This window comes from Stenotrophomonas sp. YJH_SMC_29 (genome assembly GCF_059371235.1).
In genome coordinates, this window is record NZ_JCAFUK010000019.1 from 98,677 (window position 1) to 109,201 (window position 10,525).

10 protein-coding genes are annotated in these 10,525 nt (G+C 67.6%); all 10 read right to left on the bottom strand.

Annotated elements, in window-relative coordinates:
- Positions 1–100 precede the first annotated feature (100 nt).
- Positions 101–1,750 carry a M28 family metallopeptidase gene (locus AC5P9I_RS18145; protein WP_053462051.1) on the bottom strand — a complete coding sequence of 550 codons (1,650 nt, stop codon included), beginning with the start codon at positions 1,748–1,750 and terminating at the stop codon, positions 101–103.
- A 262-nt stretch (positions 1,751–2,012) separates the two neighbouring features.
- Positions 2,013–3,665: a CsgG/HfaB family protein gene (locus tag AC5P9I_RS18150; protein WP_049464575.1), complete on the bottom strand. Its 1,653-nt coding sequence runs from the start codon at positions 3,663–3,665 to the stop codon at positions 2,013–2,015.
- A 16-nt stretch (positions 3,666–3,681) separates the two neighbouring features.
- Positions 3,682–4,359, bottom strand: a complete 678-nt coding sequence (locus AC5P9I_RS18155) for a hypothetical protein (protein ID WP_049464577.1) — start codon at positions 4,357–4,359, stop codon at positions 3,682–3,684.
- A 101-nt stretch (positions 4,360–4,460) separates the two neighbouring features.
- Positions 4,461–5,561: a hypothetical protein gene (locus AC5P9I_RS18160; protein WP_049464579.1), complete on the bottom strand. Its 1,101-nt coding sequence runs from the start codon at positions 5,559–5,561 to the stop codon at positions 4,461–4,463.
- Complete coding sequence (locus AC5P9I_RS18165) at positions 5,552–6,748, bottom strand: hypothetical protein (protein WP_130768536.1); 1,197 nt, start codon at positions 6,746–6,748, stop codon at positions 5,552–5,554. The genes AC5P9I_RS18160 and AC5P9I_RS18165 overlap by 10 nt, the downstream gene beginning before the upstream one ends.
- Before the next feature lie 106 nt (positions 6,749–6,854).
- On the bottom strand, positions 6,855–8,117 hold the full coding sequence (locus tag AC5P9I_RS18170) for an RNA polymerase sigma factor (protein ID WP_049464583.1): 1,263 nt from the start codon (positions 8,115–8,117) through the stop codon (positions 6,855–6,857).
- A 45-nt stretch (positions 8,118–8,162) separates the two neighbouring features.
- Positions 8,163–8,519 (bottom strand): DUF1428 domain-containing protein, encoded by a 357-nt coding sequence (locus tag AC5P9I_RS18175; protein ID WP_053462048.1) that lies wholly within the window; start codon positions 8,517–8,519, stop codon positions 8,163–8,165.
- A gap of 24 nt (positions 8,520–8,543) precedes the next feature.
- On the bottom strand, positions 8,544–8,954 hold the full coding sequence (locus AC5P9I_RS18180) for a VOC family protein (RefSeq protein ID WP_130768537.1): 411 nt from the start codon (positions 8,952–8,954) through the stop codon (positions 8,544–8,546).
- A 34-nt stretch (positions 8,955–8,988) separates the two neighbouring features.
- Positions 8,989–9,411 (bottom strand): VOC family protein, encoded by a 423-nt coding sequence (locus AC5P9I_RS18185; RefSeq protein ID WP_187756831.1) that lies wholly within the window; start codon positions 9,409–9,411, stop codon positions 8,989–8,991.
- 66 nt (positions 9,412–9,477) lie between these two features.
- Complete coding sequence (locus tag AC5P9I_RS18190; RefSeq protein WP_064237554.1) at positions 9,478–9,891, bottom strand: YciI family protein; 414 nt, start codon at positions 9,889–9,891, stop codon at positions 9,478–9,480.
- Positions 9,892–10,525: the final 634 nt, after the last annotated feature.

Below are 10,525 nucleotides of genomic sequence, written 5' to 3' on the forward strand. Positions count from 1 at the left end.
CCGGGAAAGTGGGGATGGAAGCCGTTATGGAAACGCCGGGCACGGCCCGGCGTTTCCGGGGGCGGCAATGCCGGCCAGCGGCCGGCACTACCGGACGCCGTTATTTGCGCTGGCCGGCGCTGGCGTCACGCACGGCGCGGAACGCCTCGTCCTTGCTCCAGTTCGGCCAATCGCGGGAATTGGCCAGCTGGTTGCCCAGCGTGTACAGCACTTCCAGGTCGCGGGCGGCACCGGCGAACACCCAGTCCGGCTGCCATTCGTCGCCCTGCTGGTGATAGCGCTTGGCGGTGTAGTCCTCGGAGGCCTTCTTGCCTGCGGCCACGCCACCGTCCACCCAGTCCTGGCCGGCCGACCAGGACAGCGCCGGCACGCCACGCTTGGCGAACGGGAAGTGGTCGGAGCGGAAGAACAGGCCCGCTTCCGGCTTCGGGTCCGGCGTGTAGCGGATGTCCCAGCCCTTGGCCACGTCCTTCAGCTGGTCCAGCAGCTCGAAGCGCGCGGCACCGTAGATGCCGAAGTCACGCGACGGGCCGAACGGCGCCATGCCGTCCATGTTGATCACCGCCACGGTCTTTTCCAGCGGGTACAGCGGATGGGTGGCGTAGTACTCCGAACCCAGCAGGCCCTTTTCCTCAGCGGTGACCGCCAGGAACAGCAGCGAGCGCTGCGGGCGCTTCTCCTTGGCGAAGCCACGGGCCAGCTCGACCAGCGAGGCGGTGCCGCTGGCGTTGTCCAGCGCGCCGTTGAAGATGCGGTCACCCCGTGCGTCCGGCTCACCCACGCCGATGTGGTCCCAGTGCGCGCTGTAGATGATGGTCTCGTCCGGATGGCGGCTGCCTTCCAGTCGCGCGGCCACGTTGTGCGAGGTGATCACTTCGGTCTTCACCGCGTACGTCGCGTCCAGGCTGGCGCCGGTCAGCGGCACCGGGGTGAAGTCGCGCTGCTGCGCCTTCTTCTTCAGTGCCTCGAAATCCTGCCCGGCCGAGCGGAACAGCTCCACGGCAAGGTCGCGCTGGATCCAGCCTTCCAGCAGCGGGTGGCTTTCTGCCGGGTTGTCACGCACCACGTCGAACATGGTGTTGGTGTTGGAACCGGCCACGGTGGCCCAGCCGTACGACGCCGGTGCGGTCTCGTGCACGATCAGCACGCCCAGCGCCCCCTGGCGGGCGCCCTCCTCGTACTTGTAGGTCCAACGGCCGTAATAGGTCATGCCCTTGCCGTCGAAATCACCCTGGCCGGTTTCGAAGTCCGGGTCGTTGATCAGCACCACGGCGATCTTGCCCTTCAGGTCCACGCCCTTGAAGTCGTCCCAGTTGCGCTCCGGTGCCTTCACGCCGTAGCCGAGGAACACCAGCGGGGCCTTGCTGATGTCGACGCTGCTGGCGCCGTTCATGGCCGCGCGCACGGCGATCTGCTTGCCCTGCTCCAGTGCAACGGTCTTTCCGCCCTGGTGCAGCGCCAGCTGCGGCGTGCCGACGATGTCGCCCTTGCGCAGCGGTACGGCCTGGGTCCACAGGCGCTTGCCGTCCTTCAGGTCACCGCCCGGCTGCAGCCCGGCATCGGCGAACTGCTTGCTGAGATAGGCGATGGTCTTCGCTTCGCCAGCGGTGGCCGGCGAGCGGCCTTCGTAGGCATCGGAGGCCAGTTCCTTGACGTCGGCGGAAATCCGCGCGCCATCGAATTTCGGGGTGGCCGCCATCAGTGCGCTCGACACCGACAGGGCCAGCACGCCCAGTACCGCTCGTTTCATTGCTCTCTCCAGCAGGAAAATCCTTCTGGAGTGTAATGGGATTCGGCAGGGCTGCGCCCTGCACCTGCGGTAGTGCCGGCCGCTGGCCGGCAACGTCGGGGGCAACAGCCGAAGCAACAGCGGCATTCCGTGGGATGGCGGGTCGGTCCCGCTGCTGTTGCTGGCTGTCGACCCGGGTCGACACGGACGAAAACACGAAGGGGTCAGATCCCTTTCCCGGCGGGAAAGGGATCTGACCCCATCTGTGTGTTGCTTGGGCGTGTTACCAGTTCGGGTCTTCGGCCGGGGCGGCAGCAGGCTTGGGCTTCGGCTTGGCGGCCGGGCGGGCGGCGGCAGCCGGGGCCGCCGAAGCGGTCGCGCTGGCGGCGGCAGCGGGCTTGCTGCCCAGCTTCTGGCGCAGTTCGATCTGGCCGGGACGGAAACCGCCGCGCATCGCGTCGACGCCGTCTTCGAGGGTGCCGTACGAGGTCTGTGCAGCCACGCGGTCGATGCGGATGGTGCAGCATGGGTGTTCGCTGCGGCCCAGCGAGCGGCCGGTCTGCGGGTCCTTCAGTTCCTCGCCCAGGCGCACGGCCTGCCAGCGCTGGCCGGCCTGCAGGGTCTCGCCGCCCTGGCTCAGCACCACCTGGTCACCGTCCACCGATACCACCGATACCGGGAACAGCGTGGTGACGATGGTGGTACCGATCTGGCCGGACAACGATTCCATCATCGCCGCAGCCATGTTGCGGCCGTTGACCACGCGCGGCAGGGTGCTGGGGCCGGTCGAGGCCAGCTGGTGGTCGAAGCTGTCGGACATCACCACCTGGCCGGTGGTGGCGTTGATCAGGCGCAGGGTGATGCGGCCGCCACCGGAATACGAGGTCACCTGGCGGTCGGACATGCGCAGGTTGCGCACGCTGCGCGGGTACTCGAAGCGTTCGATGGTCGGGATCAGGATCAGGTCGGTCGCCAGCTGCTGGCCGACGCGGGCCGTGTCCTGCAAACGCACGTTGCCACTGTTGATGTGGTCGATCTCGGCCTGCAGTTCGTCGCCGAACTCGCGGTCCAGCACGATGAAGCGCTGGGTCTGGGTCAGCGTGTCGGACAGGCGCGCGCGGATCGCGTCGGCCACTTCATCGGCACTCACGCGGCCATCGCCCACGGCATAGCTGCCGGCCCTGGTGCGCGGCAGCGCGACCACGATCTTCGGCTTGCCCTGCTCGTCCGGTGCGCGGTACTGGGCAATCTGTGCACGCACGCGCACCTTCCAGTAGCTGCGCATGCTGCGGTGGGTCACGTCCGAATCGAACGAGCGTGCGCCACGCTGGGCATCGACGCTGACCTTCTCGTCGTAGCTCTCCTTGACGCTGGCCGAGGCACCGCCGCCCTTGGCCGTGGCCTCGCCGGACGCGCTGGCAGAGGCCGAACCCTTGAAGCTCCAGCCTTCGTCGCTGGCGCGCACGCGGGCGATGGTTTCTTCATCCAGCTGCCGCACTTCGTCCTGCGACAGGATTTCATAGCCCAGCACTGCGCCCTGCGAGCCGGCGATCATCTGCTGGGTGAACGCGTCGGCGCGGATATCGCCGACGTGTTCGTCATCCACGTCCACATGCAGGCCTGCACGCAGGCTCTGCATCTGGCTGGCCACGCGTACGCCGTTGACCTGCGCCACCGCCGACTGCAGTGCCGCCAGCACCGCCAGTTCCGGGGTGCTGCCGATACCGTCGGCCTCGCGCGCGACCTGGGTGGTGCCGCCGAAATCCGGCGTGCCTCGCAGGGGCGCTGCTTCGACTGGCGCATTGCTGGCCAGTGCACTGGTTGCCTTTTCCTTGGCGGGTGCGGGCGCATCGGCGGCCGGGGTGTCCTGCTTGCCACAGGCTGCAAGCAGCACCGTGGCCAGGCCCAGGCCGATCAGGCGGGAGGTCGTACGCATGGGGTTGAACCTCGGATCAGATCGAGTCGAGCATCGAATCGGCGTTCGACGGCACCTTCACCTTGCTCTTCTTGGCGAAGGTCACGGCCGACTTGGTCGAGCCGTACAGGCCCTGGATGAAGCCCGGCGATTCCTTGGCAACCCAGGCACCTGCCGCCAGCTTGCGGCCAACGGTCGCCATCTGGGTCGCGCCCAGGTTCTTCATGCCGGCAGTGAAGTTGCTCGCCTCGCCACCGAGCTTCTGCGCTTCGGCGGCCGACGCCAGCAGCGAGACCAGGCCTTCGGCGTAGTGCTGCTTGGATTCAGCGTTCAGTTCCGGCTGCGCGGCCTGGCGCTCGTTGATCGCGGCCTGGGCGGCTTCACTGACCGACACCGACTTCTTCATCGCATCGACGCTGACCGAACCCGACGACAGCGCCTGGCGCTCGGCTTCCAGCAGCTGCACCTGCTCGGCCAGGCCGAAGGCGCGGGCGAACGAGGTCTGGGCCTGCAGCGAGTGCGACTGCGAGCTGACGAAACGGCGCACCAGCGCTTCCTGCGCGGCTTCGTCCGGAGCGGCGGCGCTGGAGGCGCTGCTGGTGGAGGAACCGGTGGCGGCACCGGCCAGGTCCTTCAGCTTGCCCAGGCCGGCGTGCGCCGGCATCGACAGGGTAGCGGCGGCGATGGCCACGACAAGAGCGGTATTGCGGATCATGAGGATGTCCTTTGGGAGAGACGGCCGCGGTGCGGCACGCGGGGAATCGGTGAACCCCGGGGCGATGCCGAGCGAGCTCGGCACCTGCCGGGGGCGGCGGATCAGCGGACCGCCTTGACGTTCAGTTCGTTGATCATCTGCTGGGCCGCCTTTTCGGCAGCCAGCTGCAGGGCATTGGTACGGGCCACGGTTTCGTTCGGGCCGGTACCGGAGAACTGCACCGGGCCCACCGACGACACGGTGCGTGGGAAGCGGCCGGTCACATCCAGCACCTTGCCGGTGACGGTGACGAAAACGCGGGTGTTGCCACTGGCCGGATCGCGGTCGCGCATGCCGACGTCGAGCGTGCCGACGGCGATGTAGGGGATGTTGGCCGCGCGGATGCCGTTGGCGGTGTCACGCAGGGTGGCCGGAGCCAGATCGTTGCCGGTGCTGAAGTCCTTGCGGATGCGCTCGATGCTGAGCAGGCCGCGGGACTCGCCTTCCACGTACTCGGCTTCCACCACTTCGTAGCCGGCAGCACTGAAGGCACCGGTCATCGCGGTGTTGACTTCGGCGGCGTTGGCCACCTTCCAGGTGATGTTGTCGGCGCGCGCGGTGGTGCTGCCGCCGCTGGTGACCGACACCGAACCGTTCTGGTTGATGCTGCCGTTGGTGCTGACCGAGTTGCCGCGGAAGCTGTCGCCTTCGCGGGTGTTCTCGCTGTAGCTGCTGCTGGCGTCGACGCGGCGGTATTCCTTGTCCTGGAACGACTGCACGGTGTCCTGCGAGCGCGCCATGAACAGGAAAGTCAGCAGCGAGCGCTGTGCGGCGGTGGCGCCGGCCACGGCCGAACCCGCATCCAGCTTGGTCTGCAGCAGGGTGGTGTTGATCTCGGCGCGGACGGTGACGGTGTAGGTCTTGGCCTTCTTGTCTTCGGTGTCCGACAGCTGCACGGCGCTGAGCACGTAGCGGTCGATCTCGCCGATGAACTCGGCGCGGCGGGCTTCGAACAGGCGCAGCTTGGCCGCACCGGTTTCGGCGATGTATGCCTCCAGTGCGTTGACCTTGGCCTTGTTCAGGGCCTGGGCGCGGGTATCGGCGCTCAGGCGCAGGCCGTAGCTGGCCGAGCCGGTGCCGCGCGAGCTGGCGGTCTGTGCAGCGACCGGCGAGGCCACCACCAGCGCGATGAGGATGAGCAGGATGGTACGCATCAACGACATGACTTGATCAACTCCTGGAGGGCTTGGGTCTGCTGCTGCAACGGGCGGCCGCCCGGCTTCTGTTCGTCCAGCCACGCGCGCGAATCAGCGCGCCTGGCAGCGGCGCCGGCGAAGGCGTCGAGCCCGGCCAGCAGGGTTTCGTAGCTGGCCGACCACTGGTCAACCTGCCACTGCGTGACCGGCACCACTTTGGTGGCCCCCTTGCGCAGCGGCTGTTCGAAATAGACCTTGCCCGAGAACGGCTCGGTCACCTTGGCGGTGAAGAACGCACCGAACAGCATCGTCTTCATCGCCGGGGTTTCCTGGATCACGCCGTTCTTCAGCGCGTCGACCTGCAGGGTGATGACGTAGTCGGGTTCGGGAATCTTCAGCTGGTAGACCTTGCCATCCGCAAAGCGAGCGGCCATCGCACCGCCGATCGCCTGGCCCGAGGCCGGTGGCAGCAGGCCGACGCCGGTGTTGGACGACAGCGTCTTGGACAACTCGTGCGCCAGCGTCGCGCGCAGCGTCGCTTCCCAGTTCGGGTCGGGCAGCTTGGCGCGCACCGCATCGGACAGGGTCACCCCGCCCACCTGCAGGCGGCGCACGGCGGCGTCGGGCAGCCGGGCCTGTGCCAGGCTCGCCGCGAGTACCTGCGACAGGCTGGTATCGGCGCTGCCGTACAGCAGATCGGCGACGATCGCGTCGATATCATCGTTGTCAGGACGGTAGTCCTGCACGTCGATGCGCTGCAGGGTGAGCGGATAGGAGGCAATCACCTGGCGCTCGCGGAAGTCGAAGAACAGCGCCTGCAGCGCCACTTCCACCAGCACCTTGTACTGGTCGCCGATCGGCTCGACCGACACCAGTTCGCGGTCCAGCGCGGCGGCCAGCACGGTCGCGCTGGTGGTGCCGTCCAGCATCGCCACCGGCTGGTCGATCAGCTCCAGGTGGGCCGGAGCTCGGCGCTTGAGCGACTGTGCCAGCGCCTGGTTGAGCGGGATCAAGCCGCGCTTTTCCAGCACGGCGTGCGCATGCGGCGTGGTCGCCTGCACGGCAGCGGCGTCGGCGGTGTAGGCAAACCCGGCCCAATAGGCCTGCTGTGATTTGTCGGCGGCCTGCACGGCCATCGGCCATACGGCCAGGCACAGGGCACAGGCAAGCAGGCGCGCAAAAGCGCGCGATGCGCTCTTCGTCCTTGAATACATCCAACCGCTCCTCGGTCAATACGCATGGAATGCGGACGCTGATGCGTCCGCTGGGCGCGAAACATAGCCGCTCAGGCGCCCGGCGACAAGTGCTGTCCTTGTCGGCTCAGTCCGTGGGCGGTAGTCCCGCCCGTCGCCGCAACAGTCCGCGCTCGGCGCGGTTCTGGCTGAGTTCGGCGGCCGCGGCAAAAGCGTCACGCGCATCCTGCTCACGCCCCAGTGCCTGCAACAGCTCGCCACGAACCACCTGCAGCGGCGCATAGTCGCGCAGGCGCGCGTCGACCAGCAGGGGTTGCAGCTGCGCCCACGCGGCGAACGGGCCTTCGCTGCGCAGGATCGCCACCACCCGGTTCAATGCCACCACCGGCGAAGGTTGCACCTGCAGCAGCTGTGCATAGAGCGCGGCGATACGCGGCCAGTCGGTAGCGTCGGCGCGCCGCGCAACCGCATGGCAGGCGGCGATGCGCGCCTGCAGGACGTAGGGATCGTCGCCACCACCGGCCGCCAGCGCGCGCGCCAGCGCCTGCTGGCCGCGTTCGATCTGCAACCAGTCCCAGCGCGCTCGGTTCTGCTGGTCCAGCAGCACCGGCGTGCCCTGTGCATCCACGCGTGCCGCCGCGCGCGAGGCCTGCAGTTCCATCAGCGCCAGCAGGCCCAGTACCGGCGGCACCGGCAGGCGATGGGCCAGGATGCGCGCCAGCCGCAGCGCCTCCTCGCACAACGCCGGACGCATCCAGTCGTCACCGGCGCTGGCCGCATAGCCTTCGTTGAACACCAGGTAGACCGCCTCCAGCACCGAGGCCAACCGCTCCGGCATCGCGTCCGCGCGCGGCACTTCATAGGGCACCTGCTTCTGCGCCAGCGTGCGCTTGGCGCGCACGATGCGCTGGGCGATGGTCGGCTCCGGCTGCAGGAACGCACGCGCGATCTCGACGGTGGTCAGGCCACCGAGCAGGCGCAGGGTCAGTGCCACCCGCGCATCGGCCGGCAGCACCGGATGGCAGGCCACGAACATCAGCCGCAGCAGGTCATCGCCCAGGTCGTCCTCCAGTGCCTGGCTGTCATCCGGCGCCGGCAGTGCCGCCGGATGCAGTTCCTCGCCCCACTGCGCATGCTGCTGCGCCACCCGCTGGTGCTGGCGCAGCACATCGATGGCGCGGTTGCGCGCAGTGGTCATCAGCCAGGCTCCGGGGTTGTCCGGGATGCCCTGCTCCGGCCAGCGCTCCAGCGCGGCCAGCCAGGTGTCCTGGGCGAGTTCCTCGGCACGGCCGACATCGCCGCCGAGCAGCCGCGCCAGGCGCGCGATCAACACTGGCGACTCCATCCGCCAGAGGGTTTCCAGACGCTGCGTCAGTGCGGGATCGAGCATGCGCCGATCACAGCACGCACGCCCGGCCCGCACAAGCGCCATGGCTCACGCTTCGACGATGGGCTTGAAGCCGCCCCAGAACATGCGTTTGGTATCGAACGGCATGTCCTTCGGGCCGAGCGACGCCAGCCGCGGGTCGGCCATCACCCTGGCATTGATGCGGTCGCGTGCCGCGCGCGAACGGAACACCACGAACGCAACGATCACCGTTTCGCCGGGCTTTGCCTTGACCGCGCGCGGGAACGAGGTGCGCTTGCCCGGTTCCACATCGTCAGCCACGCATTCCATGTACTGCAGCGCGCCATGGTCCTTCCACACCGCGCCGGCCTTGCGGGCAAGGCGACGGTAAGCCGCCACCTTGTCCTGTGGGCACGGCAGCACGTAAGCATCCACGTAAGCCATGAGGGTTCTCCCTTGCGGCGGCGGTCAGCCCGGCTCGCCGTCCATGTGTGCGATTTCCCAGAGATGGCCATCCAGGTCCTGGAAGCCACGCTGGTACATGAAGCCGTAATCGCGCGCCGGCTGCGGTTCGCTGGCACCGGCGGCCAGTGCCTTGTCCACCATCGCGTCCACCGCCTCGCGGCTGCCCGCCGACAGGCAGGTGATCACCTCGGTCTGGCTGCGCGCGTCGGCGATCGGCTTGGTGGTGAACTGCTTGAAGAACGGCTGGGTCAGCAGCATCACGAAGATGCTTTCACTGATGACCATGCAGGCGGCATCGTCGTTGGTGAAGGTCGGGTTGAAGCTGTAGCCCAGCGCGGCGAAGAAGGCCTTGGACGCGTTCAGGTCCTGCACGGGCAGGTTGACGAAGATCATCTGCGGTTGTGGTGCACTCATCGGTAAAGCTCCTGGGTGGATGGAGAAGGCGGGATCAGGGCTCCTTCATGCAGTTGACCATCCACGGCTTGCCGTAGCGGTCGATCAGCATGCCCCAGCGGTGCGCCCAGAACGTTTCGGCGATCGGCATCTGCACCTGCCCGCCTTCGGCCAGTGCAGCGAACACGCGTTCGGCTTCTTCGACGCTGTCGACGTCGACATTGATGGTGGTCGAGCTGCCCTCGCCGCCGCCGGGGCCGTCGGCCGCCATCACGATGGCGTTGCCGATCTCCAGCTGGCTGTGGGCGACGTGGTCCAGGGTTTCCGGCGGCATCTCGTTGCAGCCCGGCGAGCCATCGGACGGCGGCATGTCGCGGTATTTCATTTCCGAAGTGACCTGGCCACCGAGTGCCTTGGCGTAGAACGCCATCGCCTCGTGGGCCTGGCCGCTGAAGCCGAGGAAGGGAATCAATTTCATCGCAATGCTCCGTGTGTGGTTCAAGGGGATGGCGCCGGATCGTGCCCGGCATGGAGATGAATCGGGTCAACCTTCCAGCTGTGCACGCAGACGCTGTTCCTGCTGCTGTAATTCGGGGGTGAAGGCCTCACCGAAGTCTTCCGCGGACATCAGCGGGCGCAGTTCAAGCGTGCCGCCGCTGCCGAACGGCGCACGGCTGGCCCATTCGACCGCCTCCTCCAGCGAGCGCACCTCCCACAGCCAGAAGCCGGCGATCTGTTCGCTGGCCGGGCCGAACGGACCGGCCTCGACCCGGGGGGCGGTGCCACCGAAATGGATGCGGCGGCCGCGCTGGGTGGCGTGCAGGCCTTCGCCGGCCAGCATGATGCCGGCCGCGACCAGTTGCTCGTTGAAGGCGCCCATTTCGGACAGTTCCTGTTCGCTGGGCATGCGGCCGGCTTCGGAGTCGGCGTTGGCCTTCACGATCACCATCACTTTCATTGCGGTCTCCCGTGGGACGCGTGGTGCGTGCCCTTCACTGAGTACAACGAACCAGGGGGCGGGGAATCGACACGTCGGTTGGAAATTTTTTCTTGCGCGGAAAGCGCGCCTTCGGCGGAGGTCGGCGAACGGCGGAGCCCCTCCGTGGTGGGTTTGGGTGGGTCGCTGAAAGCGCGGGTTCATGGATTTGCCCGGGTGGGTAGGCGGGTCGGGGGACGCCGTAAACCCATCCATGGGGGCTTAGCCGCGCCATCCATGGCGCGGATACCCCCGCCCCGCCTACCCACCCGGCCCTGGACAGTTTCCTGCCTCCGGTACCCACCACGGGAAGATCAAGAGAAAAGGCAACAGCAAAAGCAAAAGCAAAGGCGGTTGGCTGGCGGGCTCGGCTTTGCGAGCGAAGCGACCCGCTTTTGCTCTTGCTTGTTGATTTCCCGTGGTGGATCGGCCGCCGGAATCTGTCTGGGGCCGGGCGGGTGGGGTTGGCGGGGTATCTGATCTGGCCCCCTGAAAACGGACGCCATGAAGCCGTTTCAGGCGGCAGTCCGGAGCTGCCGGGCGTAGTTGTTAGGCGAGTGGTAGCCCAGCGCCGAGTGTAGCCGGGCTGGATTGTAGAAGCCGTGGATGTAAGCAG